Source organism: Anaerolineaceae bacterium oral taxon 439 (assembly GCA_001717545.1).
GTDB lineage: Bacteria > Chloroflexota > Anaerolineae > Anaerolineales > Anaerolineaceae > Flexilinea.
Map to the genome: position 1 here is coordinate 2,487,074 of CP017039.1, position 16,635 is coordinate 2,503,708.

A 16,635-nucleotide genomic window follows, 5' to 3' on the forward strand; every position below is an offset into this window, starting at 1 on the left:
AATGCGCATGAATCATCAGATATCGCCGACGAAACGTTTATGCCTTGATCACGGCCCGCCTGAGCGCCCGTTTTTTCCAGCCGGCCCGAAGCCCATACGCCGCGCACCCGATCAGGGTCAGCAGCGTAATCCAGTCGCCCAGCCGCTGTACCAGCGTCGTTTGGTAAAACGCCGTAATCCGTCCTTCTTTTTCGTTCTGGAGATCAACCGCGACAAAACCATGGTCGCCGAGATAGGGCCGGATCTCGACCGGATCTTTCCCCGGAGCCTCATACTCGACAACATAACCCGTGTAATACAACAGCGGAATTTCAAATCGCAGTCCGTCCGGAGGCAGCGTTTCAGTTTTGAATTCAAAGCTGAACCTGAGCGGCTTTCGATCGTGAGTCAGAACCTGCAGCGTCGGATCGTTGGACAGGACCGTGTCCTTATTTTTATCAATGAATTTATAATCCGATCCAACCGGCATGTATTCGCCGCCGCTCACGCGTAAGGATTCCAGATGCAGCGGATTATCCATGACCAAACGTAGCTGTATCGCGCTATGGTAAAGAGGAACAACCGAAAGCGCGCTGATCGCAACCAGCAGATAAAGCGCCGGCTTCCTGAACTTCTGCGGAATCAGAATTTCGCTGATCAGCCCTGCCGAAAGCGACAACAGGGGAACGGCAATGATCAAAACACGCCAGGCAAATTGAAGCCGGTTCGCGATCCATGAAAACAGGTACCACGGGAACCACTCTGTCGAAACGAATACCGCGACTAAACCGCTGATCAGGAAAAAAATTGCGAGCTGCTGATTGCGATTTTTGCTGTTTTTCTTCAGCGATAGAAATACCAGCGGCAATAACAGCAACGGCAGGCCCATGTTCGGATCATTAAACCGAAGCCAGTCAGGAGCCGCCGCAAAAGGATGCGAACCGGGGATAACCGACATTCCAGCCCGCCCACGAATCGATATCGTCGAAACTAAGATATTCGCAGTTGTTTTCGTCGTAAGCAGCTGCTCAGCCATCGCAAAATAAAACGACGCGCAGAATCCGATCACGATCAGTCCCGCTTTGATCAGCGCCGCCAGAATTTTTTTATTCTGAAGAATGTCCTTAATCCGGAACAGGAGGAAAATAGCAACGGCGATAAAAGCGAGAACAAGGCTCAACAGGTGGGACCAGGCTAATCCGATCACGCCAATCGCCAGAATATACCATTTATCTTCATGGTCATTGAAGATCTCGTACAACCCCAGAATAACGATCGGCGTAAACAGGAAGGACTGCGCTTCGCCCATGCCGCAGCGATAAAGAATTTCGATCAGCCGATGCGATGCAAACGCGTAAAAGACCGCGCCAATCAGGCCGCTGTACCTGGATTTCGAGATTCTGGAAACCGCCAGATAAAAACAGCCGATTGAAAGGAAATTCAGCAGGATGACAAAAATCTTATACGCCGTAATGGGATAAAAGCCCAGGAGACGCAAAACGGCGGGGAAATACATTGTCAGGTTCGGGTAAAACAAACCGTCGCCGTACCCGTAGCCTTCTAAGAAAAACGGATTCATCCGAACAGGGAACATGCCATTTTCCAGCCCAACCTTGATCCCTTCGACCCGCAGCAGGTGAAACATGTAATCGTCCGTTCGCAAATAGATTTTATTGTAAAAATATGGATAGGTCGTAATCACGGATATCGCCACAAGGAAGATCAATATTCTTTCGTTCGCGGGAGAGGATAACCTTCCGAATCGATCGAACCAGGAGGCGGAATAGAAAATACGCCAGCCCAGCAGCATAAACAGAATCGCTAAGAACAAAGATACAACAAAATGCCGCAGGATTGAATCGCGCGAAATGATAAAATCCGACTCAATATATACTTTTTTAAATAGAAAAGTTCCGCCAGCGGGATCGTACGAAACGCCGATTCGAACCTGCTTTGAAGTATCCAGGATTTCTAATTGAACGACTTCCTCCTTAACCCTCGGAAGAAACTCGTCCATCAGAATAATTTCATCATTGCTGTCAATCACAAAATAACCGTTTCCAATCGATTCAGTCACGACGTCAAAGTAAAACGTGTAAAGCCCTTTCTTTAATATCACCTGCGGCGTCAGGATATAATCGCCTTTTGAGTCTACCGCAGGAGAAAATTCTCTGTTAAATGTATAAATGTCGTAGAAATAAAAAATATCTTCATTGATGCTGTAAATAAACACTAAAGATACCAATATATAGAAGAATATTTTTACACGACGATTGGAAAACATTCGCAGCATACCTTCCTGATAGGAATATAATAGCTTATTATACAGTCTGATAAGCAAAAATCGACTTTTTGGTTATAAAAAAGGGATTCCGACGAGGCTGCCCCTCAAATCAGATTTTGGATCAATTCTGGGAAGGCAGTTCATAAAAAGACAGCCTCATCGTTTCGTTCTATACTTCAACCAAACCCATTATGAAAAAAATCGAATCAGCCCATCCCGCTTCCGCTTATTATCCCTTAATTCCTGAGTTCGCGATCCCCTCGACGAACTGTCGCTGAAGGATAAAGAACGCGACAATCATCGGCGTCACCGCCATCAGGCTTCCCGCCATGACCTGCGGAAAGTGGGTCGTATGCTCCCCGATGAGCAGCGCCAATCCCGCCGACAGCGTATACTTTTCCATTGAGCTGTTCACGATCAGCGGCCAGAGCAAGTCCTTCCAAACGGTCAGGCCCGACAGGATCGCGACCGAAACCAGCGCCGGACGGATCAGCGGCAATAGAATCCGGAAATAAATCCCGAAGAAGCTGCATCCGTCGATTTTCGCCGCGTCATCCAGATCGCGCGGAAGTCCGAGGAAAAACTGCCGCAGGAGGAACGTCGAAAAAACGCTGAAGATTCGCGGAAGGATCAACGCTGCGATCGTGTTCGTCAGCCCCGCTTTAACCATCAGGTCATACTGGGGAATGATAAAAATCTGCCCGGGGACCATCATCAAGCTCAGACAGAACACGAAAATCCCGTTCTTGAACGGAAAATCGAGGCGCGCGAACGCGTACGCCGCCATCGACGAAATCGCCAGCTCGCCAAGAATAACAAAAATCATGACTGTAAAGGTATTCAGGTAAAAGCGGCCGAACGGGAACTTCGACAGGATTACCTGAAAATTAGCGAAATCCCATCGCGCCGGCAGGAACGAAATCGGGATCCGAATACTTTCCTCATAATTTTTAAACGCCGTCAGGATCATCCAGATAAACGGCGTAACCGAAATCAGGACGGCGAACGATAAGACCGCATGAACCGCGATATCGGACCTTCGCCTCCCTGCCGTTCCCGCCGGCTGGTCCACAGCCGGATTCGTCGTCGTTTTCATTGCCAGCGACCTCCTCCCGCTACACTTCCTGATAAACCCATTTTTTCTGCAAGGCCAGCTGCAGCCCGGTAACGATCAGGATAATCAGGAAAAGAACGACTGTAATCGCCGAACCGTAGCCGTGATTCCCACGGATAAACGCCTCGTCGTAAAAATATGATACGAGCGAGCGCGCTGCCGAAAGACCGGCACTGTTCGGAGAGATCATCAAATAGATAAAATCGAAAATCTGGAACACGCCGATCATCTCCATCAAAGCCGCAAAGAAAATCGTCGGCGATAAAAGCGGAATCGTGATCCGGAAAAAGCGCGTCGTTTCGTCCGCGCCGTCGATCTCCGCCGCCTCGTAAAGCGATTTCGGAATCGCCTGAAGCCCTGCTAAGAAAACGATCATGCGCAAACTGACGTCCGCCCAGATCAGGACCGCCGAAATCGCGCAAAGAACGAAATTCTTATCCGACAGCCAGGCGATCCGCTCGCCGCCGAACGCCCCGATCCCGGCGTTCAGGATCCCGAATTCATAATTGAAAATCCATTTCCAGATCAGCCCGATCGCGGCGGGCATCGTCACCGCGGGAAGAAAAATCAGAGTCCGGTAAACGCCCGTCCCGCGAACGTTCCGATTCAGCAGCACCGCTAAAATCAGCGAAATAATAATCACGAGCGGAACGCAGATCAGGACGTACTTAAAGGTATTCGAAAGCGCGCTCCAGAATTTTTCCGAACCGAATAGCTTTTCGAAATTCCGGAATCCGGTAAAGCGAATCGCCCCGAACGTTTTCTTATTCGTCATCGAATAATAGATATTAACGAAAAAAGAATACACGAAAAATACGCCCAGCCCGATCAGGAGCGGACTGATCATCAGGTACCCCGTCAGGATTTCCTTCCGCTTCATCTCGGATCGCTTCCGCATAAAAAACATCTCAGGACTCCTTTCAAGCTCGGTTCTCCCGATCCTATCCTCTTCCGCCCGAAAACGGAAAGCGGCGAAAAAGACAAGGGGAAGACGCCCGACGAACGCCTTCCCCTTCACGCTCAAACGGTTACATGTCGGCGCGATATTCGGCGACAGCCTCGATAATCGCTTCCGCCATCTCCGCGACGCCTTCCCCGGGGGTCATCTCCTTCGAGAAAATCTTCGCCGCGTAATCGCCCATGATCGAAATCGTCGTCGCCAACGGACGATGGCTGGGGAACCGGACCGAGGAGACGCCCTGCTCAATAAAGACCGAGCCGTCGATATGCTTGAACGCGGGAAGGTACGCTTCCTGAGCCGCGAGATACGCCGGAATTTCGATCCGGGCTTCCGCCTGAATCCGGTTCGATTCCGCCCCGCTCAGGAACTCGATCAGCTTCCATGCCGCGTCCTTATTTTCGGAAAACGCGCTCATCGAGTACCCCAGCCCGCCGATTGCGCAGGTGTCGATCGTCCGCAGCGGCATCTTGATCAACCCGATTTCGCTCGCGAACGAAGCCTCGTCCAAAACCGACGATTTCCAGGAACCGACGTAAACCATCCCGGCTTTTTCCGAAAGGAAGAGATCGGTCGCTTTGGTATCGGAAAGGACCTTGAAATCAGGCATAATTTTCTCATCGATCAGCGAAACGATATCCGCGAACGCGGCGACCGCTTCCGGCGCGTCAAGATCGGTTCCTTTTTCGCTCTCGTCGAAAATCCTGAGGCCATCCTGTGAAAGAAGCTGAATATACGACGGCTGCGCCGAATCGATCTCCATGACCAACGCGTACTCATCCCCGCCGTTCGCGGCGATCGCGTCGCGGAGCTCGGCTCCCTTCGCGACGAATTCCGCCCAGCTCCAACCCTCAGCGGGAACGTCGACGCTATATTTTTCAAAAATATTCCGATTGAAAGCGACGACAACCGTATCCATTCCCTTCGGCATCGCGTACTGAACGCCCTCGTCGGCATAGGCGTTCATCGTCGTATCCAGCCAGGCCGCGCGATTCAATCCCGCCGCGTCGATATATGGATCCAACGGCTCAAGGATGCCCGCGTCCGTGTACTTCGTCATAAACGTATTCATCCAGAAAACGTCCGGCGCTTCTCCCGCGCCCGCCGCCGCGTCCAGCTTCGTCCAATATTGGCTCCAGGGGGTCAGCTGAATTTCGACATCGATCTCCGGATTGGCTTCCATGAATTCCGCGACGATCTCGTCAAAAACAGGACGCTGAACCTCGTCCCAGATCATAAACGAAATCCTGACCGGGTCCGCCGCGTTTACCGCGCCCGCGCCAAACGCCAGCGAAGCGATCGCCGCTAATAAGACCAGCCCATAAACCATTTTCATGCAATTTTTCATATTCTATTATCTCCTTTTTATTTTCCGTCGGCCCGCTCCCGCGACGGCCGTCGTTTCTATCCCCGGCGCCTCGCCGCTTACGCCGCCCGGACGCAGCTTTCTCGGATCGTGAGCGAATGCGGCAGGTAAACCTTGCGTTCCATTCCCTCTTCCCCCTGAATCCGCCGAAGGAGAAGCTCCGCGGCGGCGCTTCCGATCCGCTGAATGGGTTGGCGGACCGTTGTCAGGCGCGGCGTTACGAAATCGGAATACGGAATATCGTCAAAGCTCACGATCGATAAATCATCAGGAACCCGAATCCCGAGATCGCGAAACTTTCGGATCGCTCCGATCGCTGCCTCGTCAGACATGAAGAAAACCGCCGTAGGCGCCGAAGCGCTTCGCCCGATCGTCTCCGCCGCTTCAATCCCCCCCGCCAACGTGCAGCTCGCCGTGATTTCAAGAACAGGACCGAGCCCCGCTTCGGATAGCGCCCGACGAAAACCGCGCTTTCGAAGCGTTCCGGCCGAATACGATGCGCTGAAAACCCCCGCGATCCGACGATGACCGTTCTCGATAATGACACGGGCCGCGTCGTAAGCCGCCCGCTCGTCGTCGATTGAAACCGAATAATCCGCGTCGGACTCCGTCTGAACGCTCGCCAGGACAATCGGCGCGTGGAAGGACTGCCGGATCGGCATGAACTCCGCCTCAGTATTTTCATGAAGCAGGATCACGCCGTCCGTCACCCGCTCGCGCATCATCCGGAACGTTCTGAACTCCTGATCCGGGTCGCCCGAAAAATTCGAAACGATGACGGCGTATCCAGCCAACTCCAAAGCCTTCTCAATCTCGGAAATCAGCGCCGCATGAAACGAACCGGAAACGTTCGGCGTAACGATACCGATCAGCTTCGTTCGATGATGAACGAGACTGCGCGCGTTGAGGTTCGGCGAATACTGATAGCGATCGACCGTTTCGAGGACGCGCGCCGCCAGCTCAGGACTGACCTTTTTTGTTCCGTTCATGACGCGCGACACGGTCGCCGGGGAAACGCCTGCTTTTAATGCAATAAATCGAATATCAATCGCTGCCATTTTCACTTCCGAACCAGATCATTTCGTATATTGTGGTGTGAATTATAGAGGAAAACCTTTTCCTGTCAAGACGGATTCCAGACAAATCGAAAATCGATGACTTTAATCCCGTTTTCGTCATGATTTTCGAAAAAAACTGCGGTTCCCCTTGACAGGAAAACCTTTTCACATATTAATTGGCGGTATCGTATCGAAAGGATGAAAAATCATGTTTTTCCGTTACCCGATCGCAGATTTACATATTCACGCATTTTCGCCAGCCCAGGCGCAGGACGTTCTGGACATGGCGGACGAATTGCCCTACGCCGCTTTTAATATCCTGAGCGCAGCGTCTCTCGGCGCGCGCTTCGCGGCGAATAATCTCCTGTCGGCCTGGATCAAGCTGAAATCCGCCGGACGCGGGACCGCTTTCGCCGGTTTTTATTATCCGGAAACGGGTCTCCCGAGCGCCGCCGACTTCCTCGCCCAGGCGCGCCGATTCTACGCGCTCGGCTTCGACGGGATCAAAATGATGGATGGGAAGCCGGGAATCCGCCGGAAAAATAACGCCCCGCTCGACGACCCCGCTTATGACCCGATGTTCAGTTATCTTGAAGACGTCGGATTGCCGGTCGTGTATCATGTCAACGATCCGACGGAGTTCTGGGATTGGGATCGAATGCCCGAATGGGCGAAAGCGATGGGCGACCGGGTCTTCTATGGAAACGGGCTGTATCCGACGAAGGAGGAAATCGAAGGCGAAGCGCTCCGGATCGCAGAGAAACATCCGGCGCTCAAGCTCATCTTCGCTCATTTTTTCTTCACCGCCGACGATCTTGAAAAAACGGTCCGGATATTCGAAACCTACCCGAATATCCGGTACGATATTACGCCTGGATGGGAAATGTTCGAGGGGTTCGCCGGCCGCCGGGACGACTGGATCGCTTTTTTCGACAAGTACAAATCGCGTATTTTCTTCGGGACCGATACGACCTCGGACCACTGGCGCGTAACGATTGAAAACCTGCGCCGCGTTCTTGAAACCGGCGACCGGTTCGTCTCTTTCGAAGAGAGCTGCCATGGGCTGAACCTGAGCGAGGAAACGCTGCGAAGGCTGTACCTCGGAAATTTCCGCGACCTCCTTCCCGGTCCGCCGCGAAAGATGAACGTCGACGACTTATCAGAAGAGATGAATCGGCTGAAGAAAGGCGGGCTCCGTCCGGAGGTCCGCGCCGAACTGGACGAATACGGCGCAATGCTGGCCGCGCTCCGCGAACCCGAAAGGAGAGAAGCTTAAGATGAAACTGACGATCATCGGCGGAGGAGGCGTCCGCAGTCTTTTTCTCGCGAAATCTGTCGCGAGTCAGGCCGAAGCTTTGGGAATCGACCGGCTTGTCCTGATGGATACCGATCCGACAAAGCTGAAAATCTACGGAGGGCTGGCGCGGGATACCGCGAACTTTCTGGAACCGTCGCTGCGGGTTGAGCTGACGGAAGACGCAAATGAGGCGCTTACCGACGCCGACGCCGTCATCACGACGATCCGCGCCGGCGGGGACGAGCTGCGCGTTGAAGACGAGAAAATCGTTGAAGAGCTCGACCTCCTTCCGCAGGAAACGACCGGAGCCTGCGGGTTTGCGTTCGCGATGCGTTCGATTCCGGCACTGGTCCGCTACTGCGAGCTGACGCGGCGGGTGGCCAAAAAGGGCGCGCCGATTTTTAACTTTACCAATCCGGCCGGGCTGGTCACGCAGGCGCTCCAGGATCGCGGCTATGAATCCGCGCTCGGGATCTGCGACGCGCCGACGTCGCTGTTCGGTCAGATCGCAAAAATGGAAAGTGTTCCGTCCGTTGCGGTCGACGCGGAATGCTTCGGCTTGAATCATCTTTCCTGGTTCCGTTCGGTAAGGATCCAGGGTGAAGATCGGACGCAGCGGCTCCTTCACGACCCGCGATTGTACCGCGAAACCGACATGAAATTTTTCGAACCCGCGCTGGTCCAGCCGTATGGGGCGCTGTTCAACGAGTACCTCTACTACTATTACTACCGGGAACAGGCAGTCGCGAATATCCGGCGGGCGGGAACAACGCGCGGACGCCAGATCATGGAAATCAACCGCGCAATGACCGCCGCGTTCCAGGAAAGCGCCGCGCAGTCGCTCGAAGAGCGGCTCGCGATTTTTGAAACGTATTACGGACAGCGCGAAAACGCATACATGGCGGCGGAAACAGGCAAGAAACGAAATCAGGAATACCGGTTAGACTTAAACGCTGCTGAAGACGGCGGATATGCGGGCGTCGCGCTGCGGTACCTGCGAATTCGCCAGACCGGAAAACCGGGCCGAATGATCTTATCGATCCGAAACCGCGGCGCGATCCCGTTTCTCGAAGCGAACGACGTCGCCGAATTGAGCTGCACGATCGATCCGGACGGTTCGATTCGGCCCGACCGCCTGATCGAACCGCTCCATCCGGTCGCGGAAGAGCTGATACGCCGGATGAAGCTGTATGAACGCTGCGCCGCGTCAGCGATCCTGAACCGCGATCGCGCGCTCGCCCGCGACGCCCTTCAGCTTCATCCGCTCATCGCGTCCTACAGCCTGGCCTCGCGGCTCGTCGATCGCTTCTGGGAAAAATACGAACGTTCTTTCGAAGGATAATCTGAACGCCGGAGACTCTCCGGTTTGAAAGTGAGAAATGATGGAAGATTTCGTCGCCGCCGTAGCGCGAACCAATGTCGATTTGCTTTTTGATCGGGTTTCCTCGCTTCCGAACGAAGGAGAAGAACGCTACGCTGAAGGATTCGCAATGGAGCTCGGAGGAGGCCCGATCGCCACGCTGATTCACCTGCAGCGCCTGGGCGTCGCAACCCGTATCGCGAGTTATTTCGGCGGCGATTCTTTTTCCGCGTTCGCGCTGCGCGAGCTGGAACGCATGGGCGCGGCATCCATTACGAATCTATACGAAGGCAGCGCGATCCCGGTCAATATTTCCGCCGCAATCCTGACGCCAACCGACCGAACTTTCGTTTCCTATACCGGTCTCGACGGCGGGAACCGTCATGAAGCCAGCGACGCCGAGCTGGACCGGGCGTATACTGCCCTGAGGGGCGCGAAGCTTGTCGCCATGCAGCCGGGTTACCTGGAGCTGTACCGAAAACTCAGGCGGGAAGGAACGCGATTCGTCTTCGATATCGGATGGGAGGAGGATCCCGGCTTCCGAAAGTACGCCGAATATCTGAAGCTTGCCGATATCTTCACGCCCAACGAGAAAGAAGCCGCTCAGATCGCCGGAACGGACGATCCGAAAAAAGCGCTGGCGTACCTTTCAGAAACGTTCGCGTATCCGATCCTGACGCTGAGCCGGAAAGGGTGCCTTTTCCGGGCGGATGGGAAAACGTTCCTTGCCCCGCCGATCGATCAGGGACCCTGCGTCGACGCGACCGGAGCCGGGGACGCCTTCCTCGCCGGGCTGATTTACGGAATCCTGAGCGACGCTCCACTTTATCGCGCGATTACATACGCGAATATCCTCGGGGGAAACGCAGTGACCGCGCTCGGCTGCCTGACGGCGACGATGACGCGCGAGCGGCTAACCGCCTTGGCCGACGCGCATGAAGGCGACATTCAGCTATATACTCATTCCTGATCCACGCGCTCAAAAACCCCGTACGCGTCGTTCATCCCCGGATTCAGGATTTCCCGGAACCGGTACCGCTCGCAAAGGAACGGAAACGCGAGCGCTTCGCCCGGAACCGTCGCTAAATCCGCGGCGCAGAACCCTTCTTCATTAAACGGGACCCGCGCCATTCGCTGGTCCGGGATGAAAACGATCCACTTCGGTGGATCGGCGCGCACCTCTGTCAGGAACGTCTCCCATCGTCCCGTTCCCATCCGCGCCGAAAAATCGTACAGCGATTTCACGATAAAATAGCGCGACGGCGCCCTTCGCCCGCTCAGCAGGTACGGAGCGGCGCTCCCGCCCCAAATCAGGACCTTATCCTCAACATCCGTATTTTCTCGCAGGAAATCGCCCGTTTTCGTCATCGCCGACGGGTTCCGCGACGCGTAATTTTCGCCGAGAATCGAGAAAACCGGCAGGCTCATCAGCAGAAGGAAGAACCCGGTTCCGATCGCCAGACGGCGCGCTGAAAGGAGGAAACGCCCGGAGCTCCAACGCCAGATATCCGTCATCAACGCAGCGATCAGAACAAGATAAGCGGGAACCATCGGGATAAAATAATGCTGATAATTCATTCCCGACAATCCGGCTGAAACAACCTCGAACGGCAGCGCTGCGGCGGCCCACACGGTCAGCCATTCTTCCCGGATACAGCGATTGATCTCTCCACGACGTATCGATCGAACGATTTTCGCCAGCGCAGCGAACCATCCGATCAGGCCGAAGCCAAAGAACGGCGACAACGCCGGCAAAAACGTCAACGTCGTCCATCCGGTCGCCCAACGCGGCGCGCCGCTGCGCGCGGTGTAAATAAAATTATACGTATAGCTGCCATACAGATAATCGCGCAGCGCGCCCTGAGTAGCGAAATAGACGATCCAGAACAGATTTATGCAGATAAATCCGGCCAGGAGACATGATCCACCCTTCGCGATCCGTTTAAGCCGATCTGGGATGCAGGAATCCTCATCCAATCCTATTTCGAAAACGACGGTCAGCCCGATCCCCAGCCACGCACCGATCAACGACTGCTTTAAAGAGAACGCCAGCCCCATCAGCAAACCGGACGCAAACCAAAGTCCGGCTTTCGAGCGTCGCCCGGGGTCAACCGCTAACACGAGCGCCGCAGACTGGAACAGCAGCGCAAATTCTTCCGTATAATTTCCAAAATCAAGAAGACGAGCCAGGTGCAGCGTGCCAAAGAAGATCGCCCCCACGGCGATCCAGTCGCCGTACGCCCCGCGGATCAACCGAAACAGCATCAGCAACGCGCCCGTCAGGAATACCGCCTCCAACAGCCAGATACCCATCAGATTTCCGCCCGCGAACGTCAGCCCCAACGCGTTCAGATAAAAGATCAGCGGAGGTTTATGGTCCCATGCGTCGACATAGGGCAAGCCGCCCGATCGGATCCGTTCGCCAATATACGCGAAAATCGAAAAATCATGCGACGGGTAATAATTCCGCCGCAGCGGGAAGTACGCCGCGATCACGATCGCCAGCGCGGAAAGCGCGATCCAGCGCAGCCAGACGTTCCGCCCCCCGGCCCAGATCGATCGGAGCGTCCGACCATCCCGACGCAGGACCCAGATCACGGACTGAACCAGGATCAACGCCATGAAAAGCAAAACGGGAAAAGCCGCCCGTAAGTAAGCGGCCGCGCGATCCAAACCGGGATGATCATAATAAAATGCCGACGCGGCCGCCGCCCCGATCAGGAGCAGCGCCGCGCCCTGCGCGCGGACGAGCCAGTCCGCCGGAACCCGCCGCAGGCGCAGGGCCGCAGGGACCGCCGACGCTCCGACTCCGACGACAAGCGCCGCGAACAGGACCCGAAGCGCAGTCACGCGCCCGCCGCCGAGCCAGAACAACGCAAAAACTGCCGCCAATCCTTCAGCCGCGGCGATTCCGACAAATCGCTTCACATTCCGGCGCCCGCTCAAAAACTTTACGACGCGTCCGCGTCGATCGGGTCGAACTGATAAATCGGGCGGGAATGCGTCGTCGCCGCTTCAGCGCGATCCGCGAAATACGACCCCACGCGCCAGCCCGACGTTCCGTCCGTAAAAGCGCATTCCGCTTTAACGAACGCGTCCCGCTCCGCCGCGTCGGTCTCCGGATCCGACAGATATAAATTCAGCGCCTCGCGCAGCTCCGCTTCGCTGGATGCGACGCGGCCGGCTCTCGCGGCGCGGAATCGTTCGTGCGTCGGCCATTCGCCAATTTCCGACAGCTTCAAATCAAACTTTCCCGGCGTGTCCCAGCCGTTCGGCGCGTCGATACAGACGGCGATGATCGGCCGGCGATGAATCGCGGTTTCAACGATCATCGTCGAATACACCGTACAGAAGACATCCGACCAGGCCATCATCGACGCCTTCTCCGGCATGTCCTCGCCGGAATAGAAACCCAAATCCCCGCCCAGCGCGACCGGCTCAACGAGATGAACCAGCGGATTATCGGCGATCAGCGCGCGAATCCGGTTCGCTTCTTTTTCGAAAAGCGATCCGGGAATAAAATGATTCGGATGCAGCCGGATCAGCAGCTGCGTCGGTTCGCTCAGCGATCCATCGCTGACCAGCCGGACCAGCGCTTCAATATCCTGATAATTCGGCGAAAAGCTCACGAACGAGCAGGCGAACGAAATCAGTTTCCGCCGCAAGTCCAGCCCATGCAGCGCGAAATATTCCTCGCGACTCATCAGCCATTCCTTCCGGAAATAACCGTCATACGTCGGGATCCCGCCGACGTTGACCCGCTCCGGGAGCCAATCCGCCCCATCGGTCAGTTCGGTCTTCTGAATCTCGGACCAGGCGTTGGCCCATTGAACCGGAGCGCCGGGGAGCCGGTACGAAGAAGGGTTATCCCAGCCGATCACGGCATACGCGGTTTCAATTCCACGCGCCGCCGCCTCCCGAAGCAGGTAGCGATCCAGCCGCCAGCCAGCCGTGCCCGCGATCACCAGAGACGGCTCGTATCGGTCGAACAGATCGCCATAGATCGCCGACGTATATTTCATCTGCTGCCGGACATGCCGCTTCCGCAGCCAGCCCCATTTCCGCATCAGCGCCACTTTCGCACGGACCGACGGCAGGATCAGTTTCCCCCCGCGCGACGTCTCGAACGCCATCTGGCGCATGTGACTGTCGATCGCGTTCGTATTGACCCGGTCGGACCCGCCCATCCAGCGGATAAAATGGTTCCAGTATTGAATTCGATGATCCTTGTTATGGCTATACGCTTTCGCCTGATCAAGCCGCAGGCCTTCGAAGAACAAATTCTCGTCTTCAAATTTTTCGCGTATCTTGTCCACAACGCCGTCGTCCGTTAAAATAACGACGCGAAATCCTCTGTCTGAAATCGTCCGCACGACGTCCGTTTGCAGGAAGTATACGATCGCCAGTCCATGATCGGCGCAAATAAAAACCGTCCGCTGCAGCGGTCGGGACGTCCCCGGGCCTGATCGCGGTGTGTTAATCGTCGTCATTTCGTCAAAAAACCTCCCCTGCCAGGACTCAATCCTGCCCGTAATACAATTTGAAAATCCGGTTGTAGACCGCCAGAAGCAATTTCCTGACCGGCGTCCATTCCTTCCACCGGAACGGCGTTTTGCGCTCCGGCGCGGGAGACTTCTCGCGCGCCGACAGCGTATTGCTCAGGTTCATCGCATACGGTTCGAGCGGCATCAGGCGTAAATATCCCGCCTCGTTCATGCGCTGGTCCAGCTGCTTAACCTGTCCCATCGGCCGCGACATCTCGAACGGCAGGAACTCGCGCAGGACCGATTTATACGCTGTGAATTGCCAGTGCGACGCGCCAGCGAGCGCGGTCAGTCCGTTATACGTAAGCTTCTGGTCGGTCGAACGCTCGTAATGCGCCCGGATTTCGTCCTCCGACTGACCCAGGCTCAGGTCGAATTCGCGGAACGTCGAATACGCGATAAAATCGCCCGATTCAAGCGCCGCGCCCTCCGTCTCCCGCGCCCAGACTTCCGTCCGATCGTAATACGACGGGTTGGTTCGGAACGGCCGTGCGGTAACCATTCCAACGTTCGGGAACCCTTCTAAGAGCCGGAGCGACTCCCGAAGCCATCCCGCCGAAAACAGCGCGTCGTTATCCGTGTACGCGATAATTTCCCCCGGCGCGGCGCTGAAAATAACGTTCCAGGCGCCGCCTTTCCCGAGATTCTTTTCCGACAGGATCAAATACTGAATTCTGCCTGCGTTCCGCTCCTCCGTCAGGTACGCAACCACCTCGGGACAGCTCCCGTTATCGAAGACCATCAGGTCATAGTCAACATCCGCCGCGCCCTCGCGAATCGACCGCAGGCATACGTCCAGAACCTTTGGCAGCTGCTCATAATAACCGCTCACGAACGGGATATAGTTCAGGACCGCGACCGTGACCCGCGCCGGATGCGCGACGGTTTTGACGAACTTCGCCGGATTCTGCCCGAGACGCATCTTTATTTCCGTTCCTTTCCAGACCGAAGCGCGCGGCCGATTTTCAGCCGCAGCTCCCGATACGCTTTGATCGGATGGAAAACCGCGAAAAAAACGTTCCCGAGCGCTCTTGAATTCAACCGAATCAACGGAAAAATTTCGATCTCGCGAAAGAGCTTTTGCCAGCTGAACGGAAACGGTACAGGAACACACCCGTTCGTCAGCACATAATCGCAGTCGTTCAACGAGAAAATCGTGCGTTTTCCGCCGCCAATCTCAACGTTTTTTTCCGATTCCGGAAGGCGGTAATGCGACTGGCCGTTGGGAAGATGACCATAGTCGTGGTCCTGATGAATAATATCGATCGTCTCGGAGCAGTTAATCAATTTCCAACCGCTCCGCCGCGCCTCGTAAAACATCCAGTTATCCCAACCGGAACGCCCGATCGCAAAATCAGGAATGCGCTCGAAACAGGCGCGCGGGTAGATAAAATAATCGCTCCCACCGATCGGATGACGCCGGGCGCGCGTCCGGATCTCTTCCTTCAGCCGCGCTTCCCATCCCTCGGAAAACTCGATCGGCTCGCGCTGGTCAAGGTCCCATCGCTGACCCACAAGCAGGAATTTTTCCTCACGTTCGGCGACCCGCTTCGCGACGTCGACGAATTCAGGGAAAAGGATAATATCGGCGTTCACGTAAGCCAGAAGCGGCGCGTCCGACGTTCGCCGCGCGATATCGAAAATATCGCTCAGGAGCGGCGTCCCCGATTCGTTGCGCCTGACCTCCCCAACATAGCGGACGCCCAGCCTGTCCGCCGCCTCGCCGACGCCCGGATCGTCGCCGATCAGGACGATATCGACGTCGCGGCCCAGCGCTTTCCAGGAACGGATCGCGTTCGTCTGGATCAGCGCGATATGCGCCCGGTCGAATCCCTTCGGAGAAATAAAAATCGTCATCTCGCTCATACGTTTTCCCGGCCCCGCTCGTCGACCGCGTCGACGTTCTTCGCCTTCGTCAGGCGGTTCAGCTTCTCAATTTCAGGATGCGCCTCGACGAGCTTCAAAACGTCGAGCCAGCCGATCGTCAACGGATCGGGGATCAGGCGGAACAGCGCCCGCATCATCGCCAGATCCTCCGGCGTATCGACCGTCCAGCGATGACGACCATAGTCGGGGTCATGATCCATAATGCGCACCCTGCATCTTCCCTCGGTATTATAAAACCAGGGCATCACATGCTCCCGTTCATACAGCGCCTCCGCTTCCCGAAACGCCCGCGTCAGCCACGCCATCGAAACGATTTCCTCGTCCAGCCCGATCGGATATGTCCGCCGCCAGGGAGGGGGCAGGCGGTTCGCGGCAAAATCCGCGCCCTCATCCTCGTAAAAGCGGATCAGCGCGTCGATCAGCTCCGGATCAATCAGCGGACAATCGCCGGTCACGCGCACAACCCGATCCGCGCCGGATCCCAGCGCCGCATGATAAAACCGATCCAAAACGTCGTAAACCGAACCTCGGTAAATCCTGACCTGATTCGCGCGCGCCCAGTCGACAATCGGCTTGTCCGCGTCGTCCGTCGTCGTCGCGACGATCAGCTCGTCGATCAGCCGCGCCCGTTTTCCGCGCTGAACCGCCCAATCGAGCATCGGCCGTCCCGCGATCTCTTCCAGGACCTTCCCGGGAAGCCGGCTCGACCCCATGCGCGCCTGAATAATCAGCGTAGTTTTCATTTAAATCCGCTTATCCTCACCCTTTTCTGTTTTCGCCCGGACGCC

The 16,635-nt window shown here is 55.9% G+C and carries 13 protein-coding genes; 3 read left to right on the forward strand and 10 right to left on the reverse strand.

The window, feature by feature from the left end; all coding sequences use genetic code 11:
• Positions 1–37: 37 nt before the first annotated feature.
• The 5 genes from BEQ56_11070 to BEQ56_11090 form a co-directional block, all read right to left on the reverse strand.
• Positions 38–2,263 carry a hypothetical protein gene (locus tag BEQ56_11070; protein AOH43968.1) on the reverse strand — a complete coding sequence of 742 codons (2,226 nt, stop codon included), beginning with the start codon at positions 2,261–2,263 and terminating at the stop codon, positions 38–40.
• Positions 2,264–2,492: 229 nt separating this feature from the next.
• On the reverse strand, positions 2,493–3,359 hold the full coding sequence (locus BEQ56_11075; GenBank protein ID AOH43969.1) for a sugar ABC transporter permease: 867 nt from the start codon (positions 3,357–3,359) through the stop codon (positions 2,493–2,495).
• Positions 3,360–3,378: 19 nt separating this feature from the next.
• Entirely contained in the window at positions 3,379–4,284 is a 906-nt protein-coding gene (locus BEQ56_11080) for a sugar ABC transporter permease (protein AOH43970.1), read from the reverse strand.
• Positions 4,285–4,405: 121 nt separating this feature from the next.
• Entirely contained in the window at positions 4,406–5,683 is a 1,278-nt protein-coding gene (locus BEQ56_11085; GenBank protein AOH43971.1) for a hypothetical protein, read from the reverse strand.
• Positions 5,684–5,760: 77 nt separating this feature from the next.
• The gene (locus BEQ56_11090; GenBank protein ID AOH43972.1) at positions 5,761–6,759 is read right to left on the reverse strand and encodes a hypothetical protein; all 999 of its coding nucleotides are present in this window, start codon (positions 6,757–6,759) and stop codon (positions 5,761–5,763) included.
• A gap of 208 nt (positions 6,760–6,967) precedes the next feature.
• Here BEQ56_11090 and BEQ56_11095 point away from each other — a divergent pair, with 208 nt between their 5' ends.
• The 3 genes from BEQ56_11095 to BEQ56_11105 are packed head-to-tail and all read left to right on the forward strand — an operon-like array spanning position 6,968 to position 10,386.
• On the forward strand, positions 6,968–8,035 hold the full coding sequence (locus BEQ56_11095; GenBank protein AOH43973.1) for a hypothetical protein: 1,068 nt from the start codon (positions 6,968–6,970) through the stop codon (positions 8,033–8,035).
• 1 nt (position 8,036) lies between these two features.
• On the forward strand, positions 8,037–9,398 hold the full coding sequence (locus BEQ56_11100; protein AOH43974.1) for a hypothetical protein: 1,362 nt from the start codon (positions 8,037–8,039) through the stop codon (positions 9,396–9,398).
• A 37-nt stretch (positions 9,399–9,435) separates the two neighbouring features.
• Positions 9,436–10,386, forward strand: coding sequence for a hypothetical protein (locus BEQ56_11105; protein ID AOH43975.1), 951 nt, complete (start codon positions 9,436–9,438; stop codon positions 10,384–10,386).
• Here the strand turns inward: BEQ56_11105 and BEQ56_11110 are convergent.
• Genes BEQ56_11110 through BEQ56_11130 form a run of 5 tightly spaced genes read right to left on the reverse strand, consistent with a single transcriptional unit; the run spans position 10,377 to position 16,590 of the window.
• Positions 10,377–12,344: a hypothetical protein gene (locus BEQ56_11110; GenBank protein AOH43976.1), complete on the reverse strand. Its 1,968-nt coding sequence runs from the start codon at positions 12,342–12,344 to the stop codon at positions 10,377–10,379. The two genes, BEQ56_11105 and BEQ56_11110, sit on opposite strands and share 10 nt — an antisense overlap.
• Positions 12,345–12,367: 23 nt before the next feature.
• A complete protein-coding gene (locus BEQ56_11115; protein ID AOH43977.1) occupies positions 12,368–13,906 on the reverse strand; it encodes a hypothetical protein in 1,539 nt (512 codons plus the stop codon).
• Positions 13,907–13,934: 28 nt separating this feature from the next.
• On the reverse strand, positions 13,935–14,882 hold the full coding sequence (locus tag BEQ56_11120) for a hypothetical protein (protein AOH43978.1): 948 nt from the start codon (positions 14,880–14,882) through the stop codon (positions 13,935–13,937).
• Between the two features lie 2 nt (positions 14,883–14,884).
• Positions 14,885–15,826 (reverse strand): hypothetical protein, encoded by a 942-nt coding sequence (locus BEQ56_11125; protein AOH43979.1) that lies wholly within the window; start codon positions 15,824–15,826, stop codon positions 14,885–14,887.
• Positions 15,823–16,590 carry a hypothetical protein gene (locus BEQ56_11130; GenBank protein ID AOH43980.1) on the reverse strand — a complete coding sequence of 256 codons (768 nt, stop codon included), beginning with the start codon at positions 16,588–16,590 and terminating at the stop codon, positions 15,823–15,825. The genes BEQ56_11125 and BEQ56_11130 overlap by 4 nt, the downstream gene beginning before the upstream one ends.
• Between the last annotated feature and the right edge of the window lie 45 nt (positions 16,591–16,635).